At 69.9% G+C, this 19199-nt stretch carries 32 protein-coding genes; 4 read left to right on the top strand and 28 right to left on the bottom strand.

Annotated features, from left to right (window positions below):
- Position 1: 1 nt before the first annotated feature.
- The 28 genes from ACE3TA_RS00260 to ACE3TA_RS00125 form a co-directional block, all read right to left on the bottom strand.
- A complete protein-coding gene (locus ACE3TA_RS00260; RefSeq protein ID WP_374569675.1) occupies positions 2-1675 on the bottom strand; it encodes a hypothetical protein in 1674 nt (557 codons plus the stop codon).
- Position 1676: 1 nt separating this feature from the next.
- Positions 1677-2270: a phage protein Gp27 family protein gene (locus tag ACE3TA_RS00255; RefSeq protein ID WP_374569674.1), complete on the bottom strand. Its 594-nt coding sequence runs from the start codon at positions 2268-2270 to the stop codon at positions 1677-1679.
- 3 nt (positions 2271-2273) lie between these two features.
- Positions 2274-2594, bottom strand: coding sequence for a hypothetical protein (locus tag ACE3TA_RS00250; RefSeq protein WP_374569673.1), 321 nt, complete (start codon positions 2592-2594; stop codon positions 2274-2276).
- On the bottom strand, positions 2594-2920 hold the full coding sequence (locus ACE3TA_RS00245; protein ID WP_374569672.1) for a DUF2730 family protein: 327 nt from the start codon (positions 2918-2920) through the stop codon (positions 2594-2596). Before ACE3TA_RS00245 ends, ACE3TA_RS00250 begins: the two co-directional genes overlap by 1 nt.
- Positions 2917-3156 carry a TraR/DksA C4-type zinc finger protein gene (locus tag ACE3TA_RS00240; RefSeq protein ID WP_374569671.1) on the bottom strand — a complete coding sequence of 80 codons (240 nt, stop codon included), beginning with the start codon at positions 3154-3156 and terminating at the stop codon, positions 2917-2919. Before ACE3TA_RS00240 ends, ACE3TA_RS00245 begins: the two co-directional genes overlap by 4 nt.
- Positions 3153-3422 (bottom strand): hypothetical protein, encoded by a 270-nt coding sequence (locus ACE3TA_RS00235; protein ID WP_374569670.1) that lies wholly within the window; start codon positions 3420-3422, stop codon positions 3153-3155. The genes ACE3TA_RS00240 and ACE3TA_RS00235 overlap by 4 nt, the downstream gene beginning before the upstream one ends.
- Complete coding sequence (locus ACE3TA_RS00230; protein ID WP_374569669.1) at positions 3370-3945, bottom strand: hypothetical protein; 576 nt, start codon at positions 3943-3945, stop codon at positions 3370-3372. Before ACE3TA_RS00230 ends, ACE3TA_RS00235 begins: the two co-directional genes overlap by 53 nt.
- Positions 3942-4196, bottom strand: a complete 255-nt coding sequence (locus ACE3TA_RS00225; protein WP_374569668.1) for a hypothetical protein — start codon at positions 4194-4196, stop codon at positions 3942-3944. The genes ACE3TA_RS00230 and ACE3TA_RS00225 overlap by 4 nt, the downstream gene beginning before the upstream one ends.
- Positions 4193-4825 carry a glycoside hydrolase family 19 protein gene (locus ACE3TA_RS00220; RefSeq protein ID WP_374569667.1) on the bottom strand — a complete coding sequence of 211 codons (633 nt, stop codon included), beginning with the start codon at positions 4823-4825 and terminating at the stop codon, positions 4193-4195. The genes ACE3TA_RS00225 and ACE3TA_RS00220 overlap by 4 nt, the downstream gene beginning before the upstream one ends.
- A gap of 97 nt (positions 4826-4922) precedes the next feature.
- Entirely contained in the window at positions 4923-5291 is a 369-nt protein-coding gene (locus ACE3TA_RS00215) for a helix-turn-helix domain-containing protein (protein WP_374569666.1), read from the bottom strand.
- Positions 5288-5503 (bottom strand): hypothetical protein, encoded by a 216-nt coding sequence (locus tag ACE3TA_RS00210; protein ID WP_374569665.1) that lies wholly within the window; start codon positions 5501-5503, stop codon positions 5288-5290. The genes ACE3TA_RS00215 and ACE3TA_RS00210 overlap by 4 nt, the downstream gene beginning before the upstream one ends.
- Positions 5500-6126, bottom strand: a complete 627-nt coding sequence (locus ACE3TA_RS00205; RefSeq protein ID WP_374569664.1) for a gp16 family protein — start codon at positions 6124-6126, stop codon at positions 5500-5502. The genes ACE3TA_RS00210 and ACE3TA_RS00205 overlap by 4 nt, the downstream gene beginning before the upstream one ends.
- A 244-nt stretch (positions 6127-6370) precedes the next feature.
- Complete coding sequence (locus ACE3TA_RS00200; protein WP_374569663.1) at positions 6371-6640, bottom strand: hypothetical protein; 270 nt, start codon at positions 6638-6640, stop codon at positions 6371-6373.
- Positions 6640-6924: a hypothetical protein gene (locus tag ACE3TA_RS00195; protein ID WP_374569662.1), complete on the bottom strand. Its 285-nt coding sequence runs from the start codon at positions 6922-6924 to the stop codon at positions 6640-6642. Before ACE3TA_RS00195 ends, ACE3TA_RS00200 begins: the two co-directional genes overlap by 1 nt.
- Entirely contained in the window at positions 6924-7118 is a 195-nt protein-coding gene (locus tag ACE3TA_RS00190; protein ID WP_374569661.1) for a hypothetical protein, read from the bottom strand. The genes ACE3TA_RS00195 and ACE3TA_RS00190 overlap by 1 nt, the downstream gene beginning before the upstream one ends.
- Entirely contained in the window at positions 7115-7465 is a 351-nt protein-coding gene (locus ACE3TA_RS00185) for a hypothetical protein (RefSeq protein WP_374569660.1), read from the bottom strand. The genes ACE3TA_RS00190 and ACE3TA_RS00185 overlap by 4 nt, the downstream gene beginning before the upstream one ends.
- The gene (locus ACE3TA_RS00180; RefSeq protein WP_374569659.1) at positions 7462-7638 is read right to left on the bottom strand and encodes a hypothetical protein; all 177 of its coding nucleotides are present in this window, start codon (positions 7636-7638) and stop codon (positions 7462-7464) included. The genes ACE3TA_RS00185 and ACE3TA_RS00180 overlap by 4 nt, the downstream gene beginning before the upstream one ends.
- A complete protein-coding gene (locus tag ACE3TA_RS00175) occupies positions 7635-7859 on the bottom strand; it encodes a hypothetical protein (RefSeq protein WP_374569658.1) in 225 nt (74 codons plus the stop codon). Before ACE3TA_RS00175 ends, ACE3TA_RS00180 begins: the two co-directional genes overlap by 4 nt.
- A complete protein-coding gene (locus ACE3TA_RS00170) occupies positions 7859-8275 on the bottom strand; it encodes a helix-turn-helix domain-containing protein (RefSeq protein WP_374569657.1) in 417 nt (138 codons plus the stop codon). Before ACE3TA_RS00170 ends, ACE3TA_RS00175 begins: the two co-directional genes overlap by 1 nt.
- Positions 8272-8496: a hypothetical protein gene (locus ACE3TA_RS00165; RefSeq protein ID WP_374569656.1), complete on the bottom strand. Its 225-nt coding sequence runs from the start codon at positions 8494-8496 to the stop codon at positions 8272-8274. Before ACE3TA_RS00165 ends, ACE3TA_RS00170 begins: the two co-directional genes overlap by 4 nt.
- Positions 8496-8657, bottom strand: coding sequence for a hypothetical protein (locus ACE3TA_RS00160; protein ID WP_374569655.1), 162 nt, complete (start codon positions 8655-8657; stop codon positions 8496-8498). Before ACE3TA_RS00160 ends, ACE3TA_RS00165 begins: the two co-directional genes overlap by 1 nt.
- Positions 8657-9325, bottom strand: a complete 669-nt coding sequence (locus tag ACE3TA_RS00155; RefSeq protein ID WP_374569654.1) for a DUF3164 family protein — start codon at positions 9323-9325, stop codon at positions 8657-8659. The genes ACE3TA_RS00160 and ACE3TA_RS00155 overlap by 1 nt, the downstream gene beginning before the upstream one ends.
- 112 nt (positions 9326-9437) lie before the next feature.
- Positions 9438-9644 (bottom strand): hypothetical protein, encoded by a 207-nt coding sequence (locus ACE3TA_RS00150; protein ID WP_374569653.1) that lies wholly within the window; start codon positions 9642-9644, stop codon positions 9438-9440.
- A 17-nt stretch (positions 9645-9661) separates the two neighbouring features.
- Positions 9662-10630, bottom strand: coding sequence for an AAA family ATPase (locus ACE3TA_RS00145; RefSeq protein ID WP_374569652.1), 969 nt, complete (start codon positions 10628-10630; stop codon positions 9662-9664).
- A gap of 66 nt (positions 10631-10696) precedes the next feature.
- Positions 10697-12676: a transposase domain-containing protein gene (locus ACE3TA_RS00140; protein WP_374569651.1), complete on the bottom strand. Its 1980-nt coding sequence runs from the start codon at positions 12674-12676 to the stop codon at positions 10697-10699.
- A complete protein-coding gene (locus tag ACE3TA_RS00135) occupies positions 12676-13161 on the bottom strand; it encodes a hypothetical protein (protein WP_374569650.1) in 486 nt (161 codons plus the stop codon). The genes ACE3TA_RS00140 and ACE3TA_RS00135 overlap by 1 nt, the downstream gene beginning before the upstream one ends.
- 14 nt (positions 13162-13175) lie before the next feature.
- Positions 13176-14150 carry a ParB/RepB/Spo0J family partition protein gene (locus ACE3TA_RS00130; protein ID WP_374569649.1) on the bottom strand — a complete coding sequence of 325 codons (975 nt, stop codon included), beginning with the start codon at positions 14148-14150 and terminating at the stop codon, positions 13176-13178.
- A 92-nt stretch (positions 14151-14242) separates the two neighbouring features.
- Positions 14243-14626, bottom strand: a complete 384-nt coding sequence (locus ACE3TA_RS00125) for a helix-turn-helix domain-containing protein (RefSeq protein ID WP_374569648.1) — start codon at positions 14624-14626, stop codon at positions 14243-14245.
- Between ACE3TA_RS00125 and ACE3TA_RS00120 the strand changes: the two genes are divergently transcribed.
- The 4 genes from ACE3TA_RS00120 (at position 14612) to ACE3TA_RS00105 (ending at position 19196) form a co-directional block, all read left to right on the top strand.
- On the top strand, positions 14612-15310 hold the full coding sequence (locus ACE3TA_RS00120; RefSeq protein ID WP_374569647.1) for a S24 family peptidase: 699 nt from the start codon (positions 14612-14614) through the stop codon (positions 15308-15310). The genes ACE3TA_RS00125 and ACE3TA_RS00120 overlap by 15 nt on opposite strands.
- 34 nt (positions 15311-15344) lie before the next feature.
- A complete protein-coding gene (locus ACE3TA_RS00115) occupies positions 15345-15824 on the top strand; it encodes a hypothetical protein (protein ID WP_374569646.1) in 480 nt (159 codons plus the stop codon).
- A gap of 566 nt (positions 15825-16390) precedes the next feature.
- The gene (locus tag ACE3TA_RS00110; protein WP_374569645.1) at positions 16391-16873 is read left to right on the top strand and encodes a hypothetical protein; all 483 of its coding nucleotides are present in this window, start codon (positions 16391-16393) and stop codon (positions 16871-16873) included.
- Positions 16874-17360: 487 nt separating this feature from the next.
- Complete coding sequence (locus ACE3TA_RS00105; protein WP_374569644.1) at positions 17361-19196, top strand: PHA/PHB synthase family protein; 1836 nt, start codon at positions 17361-17363, stop codon at positions 19194-19196.
- Positions 19197-19199 lie beyond the last annotated feature (3 nt).

Raw genomic sequence — 19199 nt, 5'->3', positions numbered from 1 at the left:
GTCAGTACCCGTTCAAGGAAAGCTCGGAGGCGGCGACGCCGAAGCCGCGGTCTTCGATCTGCAGGGTGCTCGGCGGCAGCGCCGAGCCGGTGGAGCGGAAGTCGATCTCGCCCGCGACGCCCTGGCGGATCGCGAACACCGCCATCACCAGCGCGACGGCGGCGTCCGCGTGGCGCTTGGCCCCGGCCTTCGCCAGGGCGGCGTCCTCGCCCTTGGCCGTGTTCCGTTCCTTGGGGATCGTCGGCACCCCACCTTCGACTTTCACCGCGCGAAGGTCGGCCGCGATGTCGCTGTCCCTGGGGATCGAGATACGGTCGTCCTGGAAGCGCTGCTTGACCGGCGGGCCGTGCTCACGCCACCAGCTGGCGTTCGTGTTGGCGACGGCGGATACGCGCGAGCCGAAGGCCTGCACCAGACGCTCGGCGAGATAGAGGCCGTTCCCCTGGGCGTCGATCGCCGCACGCCAGCGGCGCAGCCGGCTCAGCAGGAATTTCCAGACGAACTCCTGCTCGGTGAACGGCACGTTGCGCATCTCGACGACGAAAGGCGTGCGAAGGCTGCGGTCCTGCGCCTCGATGAGCGGCCAGATCTCCGACAGGTCGGTGATGCGCGCGAAGTCGCCGCCGACGCCCAGGACGTCATGGGCGGTGAGCTTCAGGATCTCCGGCAGGAGGAACGCCTCGCACCACTCGCGGATGGCGGCCTGGCGCAGGTGGTCCGGCTGGAAGGTGAAGGCGTCTTCGAACGCCAATCGAAGCACCTTCACGGCCGGGTCTTCCGCCCGCTCGATCTCGTCGAACGTCAGCCAGGAGCCGGTGCCCTTGGAGGGGATGCAGTCCAGTTCCTCGGAGGCGTGGGCGCCGTAGAGCTTGTAGATCTTCGCGACCCAGGCGTCGCGGGCCTTCGGCGTCAGCTCCAAACCACGAATCTTCGCGATGCGCTCGTACATGCCGTCCGCGATCGCGTCCTGGAAGGTGATGGTCAGGACCCGGCCTTCCTGCTCGCCGGCCCGGATGCGCTGGATGATCTTGTTGAACTCGCTGTCGACGCCGTTGTGCGACGACATGATCACCACAGAGCCGCCGAGCATGACGAGCGCCATGGCCGCCTTGACCAGCTCGTCGAGGCTGTTGACGAAAGCGCCCTCGTCGATCCGCACCCGGCCCTGCTTGCCGCGCAGCGAGCGCGGGGCGCTCGACAGGGCCTGGATGGAGAAGCCTGAGGCGAAGTCGATCCGGAAGGCCTTGATCTGCCGGGTCTCGTCCTTGCCCGAGATCTCGTCGTCGAACATGAACTCGCCGACGTGGGCGTCGATGCCCATGAACGCCTTCGCGAAGCCGGCGCACGCTTCGATGTACTCCCGCGCCATGTCCTGGCTGTAGGAGATGTAGAGCGTGTCGTCGCCGCCCTGGCCCCGCGCCGTCGCCGAGGTGATCACGTCGTCGCCGGCGAAGGCCCAGGTGATGCCGACGCGCCGGCTTTTCTCGACCACCAGCAGCTCGACCTGGTGCGACAGGGCGATCGCTCGCTTCTGGTACTCGTGGAACACACCCTGCGCGCCGAGCAGCGAGACCGCGTCCAGGACGGCCTGGGTGACCTTGGGCGTCTCGACGATTTCGGCCGCGCGGGTGGCGCGGCCGTCGTCCTCGTCCACGGCGATCGGCGCGGGTTCCACGTCAGCCCCCGGTCGGTGTGACATTGGCGGAGACCTGGTCCGTCCTGACGCCGAGGATCTGCGCGCGGACGGTCTGCGCTGTGTCGGCCGACCACCCCAGGCGCTTGCCGAGCGTGTCGACCGCCTTGGCGGCCTCCCGCACGGCCTCGGCGCGGGCCTCGGCCTTCAGGCGCAGCTGGCGCTCCGCATCCATGCGTTGGGCCGAGACCAGGCGCTGCAGCGAGAGCGACAGCTCCTTGGCTTCGCCCGCGGTCAGGGTGATCGGGTTGCCGTCCTCGTCGACCCGGTCCTCGGTGAGGATCTCCAGGAGCGCGCCCTGCAGGATGCGCATGTTCGCCCGGCCGACCCGTTCGTCGGCGTCCTCGCCGAACTTGTCGACGATGAAGCGCGCCATGGTCTCGGCGCGCCGCATGCTCTCGCCGATCTCCGCGAGGCTCTTCACGTGCCGCCCCAGCGCCGATCGCGAGACCTCGACGTCCAGCCGCTGCAGGTGGTCGAGGATTTCGTCGATGGTGCGGCCGTTGCGCCGCAGCGCGGCGATCGCGTCGCGCACCTCCTGCGGCAGCCGGTCGATGCTGGAAGGCTTGCCCGCCATCGATCAGCGCCCGAGCGAGGGGCTGGCGACGCCCTTCACGCTGATGCGGCCCTCGGCCACGGCGACGCCGCGCTTGGTGATCGCGGCGATGGTCACGGTCCCGCCCGCGCCGTCGTACCGATCCAACACCACGCATTCGCGCTCTTCGTCGGCCAGCAGCGCCAGGTCGTCCAGCACCGCCTGGCGATCGACGCCGGCGCGATGGCCGAGCATCAGGAGCCCCTTCTCCAGAGCGCTCTCGCCGGCCTCGCCGCGGGCTTCCACGAGGAGGCGGAGGATGACCAGGCGCCGATCGGCGGCGAGGTGTTCCGCAAAGCTGTTCATCAGGACTGCCCCACGCCCTTGGCAAGGAAGAAGCCCTCGATACGGTCGATGCCGGCGTTGGCGGCGCGCACGTCGTTGCCCACCGTCTTCAGCTCGCCCTCCAGGCGCGCGATGTCCGCCTTGGTCGGCAGGTCAGAGATATCGTCCTCCAGCGTCCCGACCCGGCCTTCGACCTTATCGACGCGGCCCTCGACCTCGCCCATGCGCTTGATCAGCGCCTTGGCCTCGTCGGTCTCCCGCCACTTTCCGTTGCGCCAGGCGACGAACAGGGCGCACGCCGCGGCGACGATGGCCGGGGTCATCCCGATGAACTGAGCGGTCGTCACGAACAGGCCCCCGAATGCAGGCGTTGGCGGCGCTCAAGCGCCTCTTGGCAGGTCAGGCAGCGACGGGCCGCAGGAGCCGCCGCGCGGCGCTCCTCGTCGATGTCGTCGCCGCAGTCGACGCAGGCGTTTGGCGCTGCCGGCCCCAGCACCTGGCGGGCCCGCGCCTGCGCCGCGCTGAGCGCGTGGCCCCGGCGGAACTCCTCATGGCGCTGGGCGAGGTCCAAGTCGTCGCTCATCGCGCCTCGGCGGCCTTGGCGCAGGCGGTCTTGGCGTCGCGCAGCCGGGCCTCCAGGAGGTCTTCGCGGCCGTCCTTGTCGTCCAGGTAGTCGTCGGCCTCGGCATTGGCGCGCAGGTCCGCGCCGGGCGCGGGATCGGCGCGCGGCGGCAGGTCGAGCAGCACCTCGGCGGGACAGACCAGCTCGCGCTTGGTGCGGACCGTCAGGGCCGCGTCAGGGTGCGACAGGCGGGTCGGCTTCGAATCGCTGGCGCAGGCGCTCAGCATCGTAAGCGCGCAGGCCGTCGCTATCGAGAGGCGCACTCTCGCGTACTGCTTGGGCATGGAGGTCCCTTTTGGCTAGGGCGCGGCCCCGCGCCTCGGCGCGGGCGACGGCGCTGTTGCGGTCGCGCTCGACCACGGCGATCTGGCCGCGCAGGTCGAGGATGGTGGAGGCGTTGGCCAGGCTCTGGCCGAACAGGCGCTGCACCTGAGGCAGGCAGGCGGCCATGACGCCGACGCCGTTGGTGGCGGTGACTTCCTTGCCGTCGGCCTTGGTGACGTTGGCCTTCAGCTCGGCCTCGCACTGCAGGGCCTGGTCGGCCAGGCGGTCGGCCTCGGCGATCGGCTTGGCGCAGACCTGGGCGGCGGGCTTGGCCCCCTTGCGCCCCTCGACCGAGGCGACGCACGCCTCCTGCTTGGCCACCTCGGACGCCAGGTGGTCGGCGCGCTTGAGCTGGGAGGTGAAGCCCAGGCCGGCCGCGATCGTCACGGCGGCGCTGGCCAGGGCCAGGAAGATGCGGACGTTCACGTAGTCACTCCGTGTTCAAGGTCGCGGCTGCGGAAGACGGCGAGCGAGGCGATGGTGGCTGCGAACACAGCCATGCCCTGCCAGTCGATCGCCTCGATCTGGACGCCGAACACGCGGCTCAGGGGCAGGAAGACGCCGTTGACGCCCAAGGCGGCCACGCACACCCAGGCGGCCGTCGATCGCCAGCCGCCGCGCCAGAAGCGCCGGAACGTGGTCCAGCGCTCGTCGTCGAACAGATCGAGGTCCTTCACGGCCAGACCTTCCGGGCCAGGCCGACCATGGCGATGCGATCGTCGAGACCGGCCAGCGCCGGGTTGATGTGGGCGGTGACGGCGCGAGTGTCGTCCCGATCCGCGGTCCCGTTGATGCCGTGCCAACGCCAGAAGTGCGCGGCGGCGACGGCGGCGTTGTGGGGGTCTTCCAGCAGCTCCGGATGCGCCTTGAGCGGAAGGCGCGAAACCTGCTCCATCTGGGCGTAGTTGTCGTGCAGCGTGATCTGCAGATAGCCCCGGCCACGATAGCGCCAGCCGTCACCGGACTGTTCGTCGCCGTTGCCGCCCCGATCGGCGTAGACCCTGTTGGCGATGGCCTGCGGCCCCTGCGCGATCAACATGCGCGCGTCCTGTTGGCCGCGCACCGCTCTGAAGAGCCGGTCCAGGGCGGCTGGATCGCGGTAGTTGAGGTTCTCGGTCAGCCGGCGGAACTGTCCCGTCTCATGGGCGCACTGCGCGACGAAGTGGCGGACGCGCGCCGCCATGTTGAGCGAGGCGATCGGCCGGGCGGCCTCCAGCGCCTGGGCGTGGACCTCGGCCTGGTCGGCGGTCAGCCGCGGGCACACGAGGCGCAGGCGCTCGGCGGTGATGGCGATCGGGTCGGTCAAGGCTGCGGCGGTCCCACGAGAAATCCCGGCCTTGCGCCGGGCGAAATGTCGTGAGCAGCATGGCTGAGCCGGCCATCCGCATAGCCCCTGACAGCTGTCAGTCGTCGTCGAAGAACGTGGGCTGCTTTGGGTGCTTCAGATCGGCCTTCACCCGCCAGACCGTCCGCTCGTGGACGTCGCAGGCCAGCGCCGCGTCACGGGCCGAAAGGCCCTTCTCGACGAGCTGCGCCACCGCTGCGCGTCGGCCACGCTGGCCGCGCACATTCGCCATGGGGACAGTCACGCGGCCGTGGCCGAGCGCTTGGACGATCAGCTGCGCCGCCTCCGCACCCAGGGCCTCGCACAAGGCTGACCCTTCGGCGGCGGAGAGCTTGATGTCCGTCCCTCCGAACCGCTGCGCGAACTTCAGCGCCACCTTGACGCCGGCGACGGCTTCGATCTCGCCCAGGATGCCCGGCAGGCTCACGGGCGCTCCTCCCGCTGCACCCGCTCCAGCTCCACCTCTGCGCGGAGCGCGGCGGCGGTGGCCGCCTCCAGCCGCGCCTGGCGGTTGCGGACCTCTCCATGCGGGGCGACCCGGCGCTTGCGCTCTGCGAGCGCGCGCAGCGCTTCGGCCGCGGCCACCGCCTGGGCGGCGTCGGCTTCCTCGCGCCAGGTGAAGAGGTCCGCCGGGCTCATGGCGCGCCGGCCTCGTGGATGGCGATCGCCAGCTCGCGCGCCATGGCGTCGAGTTCCGCCTCGCCCAGGCCATGGCTGTTCAGGAACGGCAGGCCGAGCTTCTCCAGCTGGGCGTTGACTAGGCGCAGCTTGAGGGTGCGCACATGCCGCTGCGGCTTGATCCCGGCCAGGTCTTGCGACCAGCCGGCCTTCTCGGCCATCGCCTTGAGCGCCTCGATCAGGCGGTAGCCCTGGCCCTGGTCCGCCCACTGCAGGCGCTCCACGCCGAGCTGGCGCTTGGCGAAGGCTTCGAGGGACCGTTCGGACGGATCGCGCACGACGCCGAGCTGGTGGAGCGAAATCCACATGGCCCGCGCCTTCCGGGCGACGGCGTGATCGGCGGCCCTTTGAAAGCCCTTCGAAGGGCGCGACGCGGTGGGCCCGCCGCCCTGGATGACCTTCGGCTTCCAGCCCTGCCGCTTGAACTCTCCAAGCACCTGGTCGAGCTGGTCGTCCGAGCAGTCGCCGGCCGATCGGTGGCCGGTGACGCGCTCCAGCACGTCCCGGCGCGTCTCCTCGTCCAGCCCCAGCTCCTTGGCGGCCAGATGCACCTTGGCGAGCATGGCGCGGCGGGCGGGGTTCACGACAGCGCCTCATCAGCGATCATCGCCTCGGCGCGGAGATGATCGAGAGCGGCGAAGTACGGCGCGCCGTTGGTGAAGGGATCGACGCTGATCAAGGCGCGGAACCGCGCTTGCAGCTCCGAGACAAGCGCCGACCTGCGGCGTTGATGACAGTCGCGAACCTTCGGCGGGCATCCGTCCCACCACCACGTACATGATCCAGGCCCCGCCCTGGGATCGCGGCTGCACACGGAGAGACGACGGCTCATATCATCGGCCTCCCGGTCTTGGGATCGCGCGGCAGGTGCTCCAGGCCGGTCGGCCGCGCGTGCGCCAGGCGCACCCCATTGCGGTCGAAGTTCGCGAGGTACGCCCTGCGGGCCTTGCACCACGCCCGATAGGGCCAGTGTGAGCGCGGGCCGAACGGATAGGCCGCGTCGATCGCCGCCTTGCGCGCCTTCAGCGTCATCTGATCCGGCAGGGTCGCGGCCACTGCCTCGATCGTCCTGCGCGCGGTGTCCGACCAGGCTGTCATCAGGCGTCCTCGGCCGGGTCGCAGCTGCTGCAGAGGTCGTCCTCGACCCACCAGCAACCGTCGTCGCAGGCCGCGAGCTGCCAACAGCCGCAGACGCGGCACACGTGCCTGCCCGCCGCCATGTTGGCGACGACCTTCGCGCCGAGGCTCCAGGCCGCGGCCAGCATCGCTGGGAGGTCGCCTTCATATTCGCCATCGAGGCGCGCTTGGAGCCGGGCCTCGTCACCTTCCTGGAAGGCGACTAGCGCAGCTTCGAGCGCAGGTTCGGGTGTGCGGTGGCCCATCAGTTCGGCCTCCGTCGGGCCAACTGGACGTCGACGGCCGCCTCGATCGCCGTCGCGATCTCGCCAACGAACTCGCTGGCTTCGATCGGCGGCAGGGTGGCGCGCGCCACCTCGGCCCCCTCGGCGTCGAACAGGGCGATGTGGACGTTACCGCAGTCGCAGTGTGCGACGGCGATGGACTTGGCGGTGATCACGTTGCACCTCCGTTCGCGATGGGTTCGACGTCCGTGCGCCCAGCGGTTCCGGCGGCCGCCCCACCACCCTGGGTGGGCTTCTCGCTCCGGACGAAGAAGCGGAAGGACAGGGTCTCCTCGGCGATCTCGACGCTGCCGTCGCGCATGCGCCTGCAGCGCGTCTTCATCGCCACCTCGCCGCCGTTCGGCTGGCGGAAGGTGCCCTTGAACGTGATGGTCTGGCCGCCGGCCGAGATCATCACCTTCACCTGGGTGGGCGGCGTCCAGTCGTCGTTGGCGAGGCGGAAGATTTCGCGGTGCGCGGGCCTCCAGGGCGTCACGCCGGACTGCCGGGCGGTGCGGCTCACGACGGGTCCTCCTGGCTCTCCAGGCCCCACTCGACCAGCATCCGCACGGCCTCGCTGATCTTGATCCGGTGGCGGCTCGCCACTGCGCGGATCTCGTCGATGGTGTCGGGGTCGAAGCGCACGCCGACGGTGCGCTTGGCGAGGCTCTCGGTGGCGATCACATGCTCGCTCATGACCGCCCCCCGCCGCCCTTGGCATGCCGGTGCGCGAGCACGTGGAACGCCTTGTTGCCCTCCCGCCAGGGCTTGGGCTCGCGAGGCGGAACCGCGCCGTGGACGGCCTCCAGGGGCGACAGGCCGGCGGCCGGGCCAGACGGAAGCACGGTGACCTTCCCGGCCTTCACGGCCGCGTCGATCGCCGTGCGTTCGGCGGGGGTGAGAGCGTCGCGCGCCATCAGAACCCCTCGGCGATCTTGGCGCGCGCTTCGCGCACCGCGGCCAGCCGGAACTCGGCGGCCTCGATGGCGGCGTCCAGCGCGCTCACGAGGTCGTTGGTCGGCACGTCCATCGAGGCCGCGAGCACGAGGCGCGCCCGCAGGCGCTCCATGCGGCGCGCCTCGCCGTCCGTGTCGTTGACGACCCGCTCGGCGATCCGGCGGACGCCATGAAGGACGGTGGTGTGATCGCGCCCGCCCATGTGCCGGCCGATCTGGGGCAGGCTCAGGTCGGCGCGCAGCGTCCGCGCCAGGTAGAAGGCGCGGTGCCGCGCGAGCGCGGTCGGTTCGTCGCGCTTGTCGGCGACCAGGTCGCGCACGGGCAGACCGGCGTCCTCCGCGGCGATCCGCAGGATCAGGGCGCAACGGATGATCATTGGCCCGTCCTCGCCGTCTGCGCCTGCGCCATGGCCTCGACGGACGCCTCGACGACCGCCCACTCGGCCTCGGTCGTCGCCGCTTCGCGGCCATGGCGCAGGAAGCGGGCGCCGACGTTCGCCACCGTCTCCAGCTCGAACTCGGAGAGCACCCCGCAGTGGCGGCTGATCAGCACCGAAGCGCGGGAGAGCGTGACCACCTGGGCGTCGTTCAAGGCCATCACTTCCCCCCGCCGCAGAGGGCCGCGAAGCCGCCGAACATCAGCGCCCAGGCCGCCACGTTCGCCGCCAGGACGAGCATCAGCCGCCAGTTGACCTCCGCCCGCAGACGCGGGGCGGACGTGCTGGCGGCCGGCTTGGGCATGCGGATCACGACGCCCATCACGCGGCCGCCAGGTCGATGGTGACGGCGGTCCAGGGCGCGCCATGCGACGCGCGCTGGTAGAAGTTGAAGTACTCCTTGGTGCCGATCGGCCGGATGCTGTCGCGGATCGCGCGCATGGCGCGCTGCCACCGTTCGTCGGTGCTGTTGTGGCGCAGCAGGGCGAACATGCGCGCCGGGCTCACGTCGCCCTGCTTGTCCACCTGGAAGGCCGTCGTCACGAAGCCGCGCAGCTCGGCCACGGCGTCGGCCGACCAGTCCCGCAGGCACTCGTCGACCAGCGCCTTGGCCGCTTGCAGCTCGGGGCCGAACGTCACCCGATCGGCGGTGCGGACCTTGATCTGCTTCAGGCCGTCATGGCTGATCAGCATGACGTTGCCCTTCGGCCCGCCGCGCACCACGCCGTATTCCTGGGCGAGCAGCGCCAGGTGGGCGTAGATGTCGTCGGCGGTGTGCTTCTTGAAGCGCGCGACCTGGTCGGAGAGTTCGCGGGCGTAGAAGAAGATCTTCCGCACCGTCTCGTCCATCAGCAGGTCTTGGGCGCTGATGATCTCCTGGGGGACCAGTTCGCCCTTCATGCCGACGAGATAGGTCTTGCCGTTGACGTCCTCGCGGCCCTCGGCAAGGGCGGCTTCGACGGTCACCGGCTGGGTGGCGACTTCGGTCATGACAGGTCTCCAGAGGCGGCGCCGACGGGCGCGCGGTTGTGGCGGGTGACGATGAGCGGGCGGCGGCCGTGCACGACGCGCAGGAAGGCCAGCCAGCGGCGCAGCGGCCCCTTCACGGCCGGTCTCCACGGATCACGGTGAACGGCGTGCGCGACCTCGGCAGCACGGGCGCCGGCCCCATCATCTGTTCGAAGCCGGCCTCCACCTGCTTCATCAGCCGGTCGAGTTCGGGCTGGGTGAGGACGCCGGCGCGCATCTGGGCGCGGATTTGGCGGGCGGCGCTGGCCCCCAGGCGGGCCTTGTCGAGGGAAGTGGACATGTGCTTGGGCTCCACGGTCAGGCGCGCTGCGCCGTGCCGCCGAGCAGACGGTAGGCGGCGGCGAGGTGATGGGGGTTGAGGTCTTCGCGGGCGCCGCGGCTGACCATCAGCGCGCCCCGGACGACCTTGATGACGACGCGCAGGCTGTCCCGCCCGGCGATCTGCTTGCAGTAGTCGACCACCTCGGGCGAGGTGACGCCCATGGTCTCCAGCACCGGCGCCACATCGGCGAGATCGCTGCGGTCGAGCCTCACCCGCCAGCCGGCCCGGCCGAACAGCTGGGCGTAGGCCGGGTCGCGGGCGGCGCCCTCGATGCGCGAGAGGACCGAGGCGTTGCCCATCAGCACCAGGCCGCACTTGGTGGCGTCGTGGATGGCGCGCAGCTCCTCCAACGCCTCGAAGTCGCACCACTGGGCTTCGTCGACCACCAGGAGCCAGCCGGCGGACAGGTTCTGGCGGATGGAGTTCGTGCACTCGATACGCACGCGATAGGTAGGCGCGCGCCCACTGATGGCGGTGATGATCGTCGCGAGGATCGCGCTCACCGACCGCACCGCCGGCGAGGCGGTGGCGGTGACCACGCGCGGCGTCTTGGCCGCGTACTGGCGCGCCGCGGCGCTCTTGCCGACGCCGGGCGCGCCGACGATCAGCGCCATGTCGCCGAGCACCTGGGCGTGCTGCAGGGCGGTCATCACCCTCGTCGCCGTGGGCGTCATGACGAAGGTCGGCTCGGGCGGCGCGGTCTCCAGCACCTCGGCTTCGCGGTGGCGCGCGTCCAACCAGCGAGCGAGCTGGCTGGCTATCTTCATGTTGTCGCCGGCGTAGCTGCCCGAGAGGAACTGGCTGAGCGTCGCCGACGCCACGCCGCTGCCGCGAGAGACCTGCGCCTGGATGATCGACGCCTCGGCCATGTGGCTGCGCAGGAGCTGCCTAAGCTCCTCCAGCTCACCGTCGGACCAGGTTCTTTTCCCGTGGTCGATGTTCATGTAGAACTCCTTTGTAGACTGCACTTTTCGGGCTCGCCGGTTGCCGCCGGCGGGCCTTTGCTTTGCTCACTCGGCGGCCGCGATCTTCCGGAGCGCGCGGGCGTGGAAGTCGAAGACTTCGGCCTCCGACAGGCCCTCGGGTTCGGGTTGCGGACGCAGGGCGAGGTTTCCGAAGACGCCGGGAACGACGTTCGAGCCGTCTTCGAAATCGGGGTCGGCCAGCTGCGGCGTCACACGCGCGAGCTGGGCTGCGGTCATGTCCTGTTCGGCCAGCGCCAGCTCCTTGGCGGCGCGCACCTGGCGCTTCACGAGGCGCTTGAAGTCGCGGCCTTCCTCGGCGTTGGCGAAGCCGATCGGCTCCAGGCACTCGGCCAGGCCGAGATAGACGCCGCTGAGGTCGTAGACGTGCAGGCCGGCGTGAAGGTCGTCGGCGTCGAACCGGGCGGCGACGCGCTGGCCTTCGTGCTGGATCAAGAACTCGGCCCAATAGCGGTTGCCCGCCAGCTGCAGGCCGTGGCCGTTTCCGCGGACCGTCATCCCCTCGACGCAGAGCAGCGCCTGGCGCATCTGTTCATCGGTGGGCTTGGCGACCAGGGCGGTCTTCAGGCTCTCGGCGAAGACCTGGTCGAAGCTGAGCCGGCCGCCCGCGGCCTTGGTGCGGCGCCCGAGGCGGGCGTTGTGGCGGCGGATGCCGTTGGCGACGACCTGCTCGAAGACCTCCAGCGGCACGCCGTAGCCCTCGCGGTAGGAGGCGGGCTTGTTCAGCGGGTTGTTGCCGACGTAAGCGCCCTCGAACTCGGCCGACGTGCCGATCTCGCCCTCCAGGTCACGGAAGGAGCGTTCGATGGGCTTGGACTGGCCCGAGTAGGGCGTGGTGAAGTGCACCTCGACGCCGAACTGGACCAGGAGGCCGATCTGGTCGTCCTCGCGCACCTGGAAGCGGAAGCGGTGCCGCGTCTGGCCGGTGAGCCACTTCGACGCGAACGCCTTGCCGTTGTCGAAGAAGCAGTGGCGCGGGATGCCGTAGGTGCGGAACACGTCCGCGAAGGCCATGCGCACCGCGTCGGCATTCTCAGAGCGGGCGATCCGCCAGCCCAGGACGCGGCGGCTGTAGACGTCCTGGATCATGGTCATCATCGGGCGCGCGGGCTTGCCGTCGCCGAAGTCCACCATCACGTCCCACTTGTGGCCGTCGACGTTGACCGCCTCCATGGCGTGGAAGCCGGTCTCGTCGCGCTCGATCCATGGGAAGAGGCGCGCGTGGGCCTCTTCGCCCTCCTTCAGCAACACGATCGTCGAGCGGCAGACCTCGCGCTCCAGCCGGCGCTGCAGCGTCTTGCAGGCGGGGATCTCGACGCCCAGCTCGCGGGCATGGTCCGAGGCGAGCCGGTAGGCGGCGGCGAACGAGCGGCGCGGCCGCAGGTAGTCGTTCTTGAACACTCGCCAGACCGCCGGCTCGCATTCGCTGGTGGTCGTCCGGCCGACGTAGTCGGGCGTCAGGTACACCACCCGGTCATCGCGCCGGACGCCGCGGACGCGGGCGATCCAGGCGTAGACGGTGCTCTCCGAGAACGGCGCGGGCCGCGCCCGCAGGGCGGCCTCCACGCCGGCCCGCTCGACGACCAGCGTGATCGCCTTGGAGACCTTCATCCCGGAACGGACCAGCTGCTCGACCTGGTCGAGGACGGCCAGCCGGCGCTTGCCCTCGGCCTTCAGCGTGTCGGGCGTGCGCTCCCAGCGGGCCCAGGCCGCCGCCCGGTCGGGCCGCTGGGTCTCGGCCGCCGCTGGGCGGCCGGCGCGGAGCAGCAGCGCCGCGCGCGCCTTCTCCGGTAGGACGCTGTAGTGATACTCCGACCCGCCGCCGCGCCCCTTGCGCGGGCGGCACAGCGCGCCTCGGTGTGCGCAGCAGGCGTTGTTCCATCCCGCCCCATTTGCGAGCTGGTTCACACCCCGCTTCGTCGTCGGCATGCCCGGCAATGCGAGATCGGCGAGCTCCTGCGCCGACCACCACTCCTTCGCGATGAGGTTCCCCTGGCCTGCCGTCATCAGCGTTTCCTCGGGACCTTGATTTCGAGAGGCGCGCGCTTGCGCAGGGCCTTGGCCTGGTCGGCGTAGTGCTGGGCGAGCTTCTCGGCCTGGGTGGCCTGGGCCAGCAGCGCCTGCTCGCCCTCCAGCACGATCATGCCCTCGTCACGCAGGAGGCTGCCCCACAGCCAGGTGCAGCCGGTCGCCCGCACGAAGGCGACCCACCGCACGATGCTGATCGTGTGGCTGGTGCGGCTCTCGGCCGTGTAGGCGTAGAGCTGGCCGCGGGTGACGAGGTCTTCGTCCTCGCCGCCAAGCAGTTCCGTCATCTCGGCGGCGACGACTTCAGCGGTCTTGCCGCACTCGCGCAGGGCGCGGCCCATGTCGCGGGCGATCTGCCGCTTCAGGTCCAGCGAGCGCAGCATGTCGCGCGGCGCTTCCACCGGGAACATGTGGGCGACGTCGAACAGGTCGCCGGTCTGGTCGTCGCGGCGGTCCTTAGCCATGGGCCAGTCCCCGCCTATTCATCGCCGAGCCCCTGCAGCAGGTCGTCGTCGGTCGCTTCAGGCGTCGGATCGACGCGCTCGCGATAGGCCGCGAACTCCGGCGCATCGGACGGGATCAGCGCCCAGCCGCCCGGCAGTTGCCGGGTCGCGAGGCTCTCGATGACCGCCGCCCGCTCGCTGGCCGAAGCCGCCTTCCAAAGCTTGTCGAAGGCCGCTTGAAGCTCGCTCACCGGCGTCGCCGCCGGCTTCGCGGGCGCGGAGCCCGACGCATAGGCCAGGGCGTCGGCGACCGACTTGGTCTTGCCGCTCAGGAGGACGTCGGCTGTCTTCGCCTGCAGCTTCGCGTCGGCGACGCCCGCGAGCTGGCGCAGCGCGCCCTCGCTCTTCGCGACCCAGGTGCCACGAAGGCGCTGACGAAGGGGCGCGGGCACGCCCGAGACCGTGCGCCAGGCGCGTTCGACGGTGCTCTTGGAGAGGCCCAGCTCTGCGGCGGTGCCTTCGGCGAAGCCCATGGTGGCTGGGGCGCCGCCGAGAAACTCCGTCATTTTGACGGAATTACTCGGCCGTCCGCGCTTCGGCCGCGCGCCGCCCTCGTCGCCGGCGACGAGGTGCGGGAACCGTCGCGCCCAGACAGAGAAGCGCGCCTCCAACATCTCCGCCCGTTCCAGCGGCGTGAGATCGCGCCGGACGAGGTTCTCGTCGATCTCGACCTGCAGAGCCTCGTCGTCAGTCAGGATGCGCACGGTGGCCGGAATGGTGGGGCGGCCAAGCTGGCGCATCGCCGCTAGGCGGTGGGCGCCCGCCACAAGCTCATAGCGGGTCGTGTCCTCTTCGCCGGATTGGGGCCGGACCAGGATCGTGCTCGTGAAGCCGCTCTCCTGGATCGCCACCGCCATGTTCGCGACCGCCGCCGCTTCCACCGGCCGAAGCCGTGGCGGCACGTCGATCAGATCAAGGGGAAGCGCCGCCCACGCGGCGGCCTCGTTCACTGATCGATTCGGGGTCGTCGCAGCGTTCGCGCGTCCCATTTCGCCGCTCTGAGCGGCACCAGCGTCCTTCGCTCTACCCTGGGCGCCCATGTCTAACGGGCTCCAGCGAATTGACGTTGGGGCTCAGCACGACCAGCCGTATCTTCATCACGAACGTGACGGAGCGAGAGGCGTCGGCCGTCCGGCGCATACCGATCCGGCCAAAGCTCATGAAGGGAGACGTTCAGAAAGCTGGAGATGATCCGCTCGCCCACAGCGCACGGACGGATGAGGGCTGCACGACAGACGCTGTCGTGCTGGTCGTTGTCGGTCGCGAGCTTGCTCAGGGTCGTGCCCTTCATGCGCACGGCCGCCTTGATCTCCTCGGGGTGCCAGCGCTTGCGCCGACTGCCGTTCTTCTGGGCCGCCATAATCACGTTCGAGTCAGTTTGATCACGTTCGTGAACAACTGATACACGAACGTGCGGATCGTTCAAGCCGGCTTCGCCGAGCGTGATCGCATGGACACATTCGCTAGCGATTTTGACTACGAGGGTTTCTCCCGGCGAGCGCGGGAGGCGATGTTCCCCGAGAAGATCACAGCCTTCGCGCACCGGATCGGCCTGCCCCAGGCGACCGTCTCGAAGTACCTGTCAGCCGGCGGTACAGCGGGGCCGCGGCTCGACATTGTGGCGCGGATGGCCGACGGCCTGAACGTGACCCTCGACTGGCTCGTCTACGGCCGGGGCGAAGGGCCAGGGAGCCACGACTTGGTGAAAATCCCGAGGTATGACGCACACTTGGCGGCAGGAGCCGGGGCTTGGAATGACGGTAGGCGCAAGGTCGAGGACGTGCCGTTCACGACGAGCTTCGTGAGGGATCAACTGGGGCGGCAGTCGGCTTCGAACCTCGCGGTGCTGATTGCTCGGGGCGATTCCATGGAGCCGACGATCGCCGACCGCGCTTGGGTGATTATCGACGAGGCCGAGACTGAGCCGTTCGACGCGGTGTTCGCGTTCGTGCTCGGCGGTGAGGCTCGTGTGAAGCGCTTCCGGCGATCTACGGACGGCCTGCTGCTGATCTCCGACAACGAGGCGTATCCCCCGGAGGTTGTTCGCGGTGATGACCTCGCTAAACTTCAGGTAATTGGTCACGTCCTTTCAGTCGTTCAGCGGGTGTGAAGACTCCCCGCTGTCGCCTAGTCGGAGCGCAACCTTGAAGGCGATTTCTGCTGCTGCCGCGCTGCTTTTCATGCCCGCGACTGCTCTGGCGGCACAAGATGCAGCCCCAATGTCGAACATCACGAACAGCATGGCCGCAGGCGCTGAAGACTTGGACGTGCCCGGCGTTACGATGCTGATGCCAGGCGCTGCAGGAGACTGGCAAGGCGCGGTCGACCGCTACCTTGAGGGCTATCTCAAGGACCCAATGTCAGCGGTGAAGACAGTAACCCGAGGGCCTCGCCGGGCTGTCGTCCACCCGGACGTCTGGCGTTCTTGGGCAGGGGCGGCGATCTGCTATTCGATCAACGCTAAGAACTCCTACGGCGCCTACACGGGAACTCGGCCCTTTCTTTTCGTCGTCGACAACGGCGAGGTCGTCGGCATGCTGACGGACAAGGGCGATGAGATTTGGAATGGCGGCATCATCCGCCGCGAATGCAGCTTGGCTGCAGATAGCCCGTCAGCGAACTAGAGGACCTCGTCCCCGCGCCGCTGAACAGCCAGGGTGTTAGCTGAGCGCTCTGCTTCCTGGTCCCGAACTGCTTCCCACTTCGCACAAGGCTCTCGCGGCAACGGCGCAAGCTGAAAATTCCCGCAACATGCTGTATCTGTTGTGAGTTTTCTGAACCGGGAACGGCGCATCTAACTGGGGCCGCCTATTCCCAGTTCACCTCCCAGATCAGCGCACGAAGCACGGCCACCGCGCGCCGATCGACCGCGTCCGCAGCGGCCCATTTGACCGTGTTCGAGACCGTTCAAACCCTTTCCCGACAATGGTTCGCGTGACGCGGGCGCGTCTGCCCTTCGAAGCCACTTCGAACGCGAAGGCGGTGTCTAACCCGCCCTCCGGTTTCGACTGTCTAGAACGCCGCAACGCGCGCGCCCTGGCGGTTCCGGCGGGACAACGCCCGCCGCGTCCCGATCGCCCCCTCAGACGCCACAACCCGTTGCGCGCCTTGGGTTTCGTCCCATGACGTCCCACCTTGTCCCGCCTCATCCCGCGACTCCGAGACCATCTGTCCCCTCACAGTCGGCAAGGTGGAGAGCGTTGGTGAGGCCGAGGGCCTGGCGCTCGCCTTCCATCGCATCGCCCGCACCGTGCGCCTGACCCTGGCGCTGGAGTCCAGGCTCGCCCGCGAGCAGGGCGAGGTGGCCCGCATTCGCCGCATCGAGGTCGAACGCCGCAACGAACAGCGCGCCGAACAGGTGCGCACCGCCGTCTGGCGCGAGATCTGGGCCGAGACCGACGGGCGCGAAGACGAGGCCGAGGCGCTGCTGGAATCCCTCGACGCCCTGATCGAGGACGAGGTCCTCTTCGAGCGCCTCGCCACCGGTCCCGTCGAGGCCGCCATCGCCCGCGTCCGCCAGGACCTTGGCCTGCCGGCGAACGATTTGGGCCAAGCCGAGGGTCTCGATCCTTCTCCCCTTGCGGGAGAAGGTGGCCTTCCGGAGGAAGGTCGGATGAGGGGTCTCTCAAAACCCTCCGCCGACGCCCAACCGTTCAGCCTGAAGAGCGGATAGACCAGCACGACCCCTCACCCGACCCGGCTCCGCCGGGCCACCCTCTCCCGCAAGGGGAGAGGGAAAACGAGCGCACCCCCGATCGCCGCCCGTCTGGTGGTGACGGTGGACGCCGCGCCAGCCCGCTCACAGGCCAGCCGCCCCATGGATCCCCGGGACAAGCCCGGGGAAGACGATGAGGGATGGGCGAAGCGCTCCCAGGGAAGCGGACGCACGCCCTCCAGATGCTCCCCTCCTGGGGGAGCTGTCCCGAAGGGACTGAGGGGGACTTTGACTCTTGGGCTCGGAACACGCCCAGATGAGTCGCAGTCCACCTCCCCCAGAAGGGGAGGAGAATGAACCCGCCCGGCCGGCGCGCGCCCCCAAGGACAGAGCCCGTCGCGCCCGGCGGCCGCTGTCGCACGGCTGTCAGACCACGGTTCTAAAAGCGGTTTCCGGGCCTCGGGGGCGGAACGTTCGCCGTGAGCGCCGCGCCGGAGGACGATTGATGAGTGTGGACGCCCCTGGCGCGCCGGCCGGCGCAACCGGCTCCCTGATGGTGTCCACGCCCCACGCCGGGCCGGCCTGGGCCGCCGCCGCGCCGGCCGCGGCGCGGGTGGCGAGCGAACCCAGCCTGGAGAACATCGACCGCAGCGCCCGCGCCGCGCTCGCCCGCGTCACCCAGGGCGTCTCGCCGAACGCCATGACCGCGTCGTTCTTCGACTGGGCCTCGCACCTGGCGCGCGCGCCGGGCCGCCAGACCGAGCTCTACGCCACCGCCTGGACCAGCCTCTTCCGCCTGCAGCGGTTCGCCTGGCGCTCGCTGATGCGCGAGCCCGGCCACGAGCCCTTCCCGCCGCGGCCGGGCGACCACCGCTTCGACGCGCCCGAATGGCGCATGGCGCCCTTCAACCTCTACGCCCAGGGCTTCCTGGCGCTCGAGGACTTCTGGGAGCGCTCGGCCCGGCGGCTGCGCGGCATGTCGCCCAAGCACGCCGACCGCATGGTGTTCATGAGCCGCCAGGTGCTGGACGGCTTCTCCCCCTCCAACAACCTGCTGCTCAATCCGCTGCTCTTGAAGGCGACCCTCGCCCAGGGCGGCATGAACCTGGTGCGCGGGGCGATCAACTACGCCGACGACGCCAGCCGCGCCCTGGCCAAGGAGCCGGACGACGAGGCCCAGACCCTCAAGGTCGGCCGTGACCTGGCCGTCACGCCCGGCCGCGTGGTCTTCCGCAACGAGCTGATGGAGCTGATCCAGTATTCGCCCACGACCGATCAGGTCGAGGCTGAGCCGGTGCTGATCACGCCGGCCTGGATCATGAAGTACTACATCCTCGACCTCCGGCCGGAGAACTCGCTGGTCCGCTGGCTGGTCGGCCAGGGCCACACGGTCTTCATGATCTCCTGGCGCAACCCGACCGCCGCGGACCGCGACGTCAGCTTCGACGACTATCGCACCAAGGGCGTGATGGCTGCGCTCGACGCGGTCGGCCGGATCGTTCCGGACCGGCGGGTGCACCTGGCCGGCTATTGCCTGGGCGGGACCACCGCGGCGATCGCGGCCGCCACCATGGCCCGCGACGACGACGCGCGCCTGGCCTCGCTGACCCTTCTGGCCGGGCAGGTCGACTTCAGCGAGGCGGGCGAGCTGATGCTGTTCGTCGACGAGAGCCAGATCGCCTTCCTCGAGGACCTGATGTGGGACCAGGGCGTGCTGGAGCCGCGCCAGATGGCCGGCGCCTTCAGCGCCCTGCGCAGCAACGAGCTGGTCTGGTCGAAGATGGTGCGCCAGTACCTGCAGGGCGAGCGCGACGAGGTGATCGACCTGATGGTCTGGAACGCCGACCAGACCCGCCTGCCCTACCTCATGCACTCGCAGTACCTGCGCGGCCTGTTCCTGGAGAACCGGCTGACGGCGGGCCGCTATTCGGTCGACGGACAGGTGGTGGCGCTGAACGACATCACCGCGCCGCTGTTCGTGGTGGCCACCGAGACCGACCACGTCGCGCCCTGGCGCTCGGTCTACAAGGTGCAGCTCTTCACCGACAACGAGACGACCTTCGTGCTCACCAACGGCGGGCACAACGCCGGCATCGTCTCCGAGCCCGGCCACCGCGGCCGCCGCTACCGCATCGGCCGGCGCGCCGAGAACAGCCGCTACATCCCGCCCGACACCTGGCTCGGCCTGGCGGAGATGCGCGAGGGCTCCTGGTGGCTCGCCTGGTCGGACTTCCTGAAGACGGCGAGCTCGGGGCGCGTCGCCCCGCCGCCGATGGGCGCGGCGGACGCCGGCTGCCCGCCGCTGGAGCCGGCGCCGGGAACCTACGTCCTGCAGCCCTGAGCG

Source organism: Phenylobacterium sp., from assembly GCF_041916435.1.
GTDB lineage: Bacteria > Pseudomonadota > Alphaproteobacteria > Caulobacterales > Caulobacteraceae > Phenylobacterium.
Note: the sequence above shows the minus strand (reverse complement) of the source record. Positions and strands in the feature narration are given on the sequence as shown.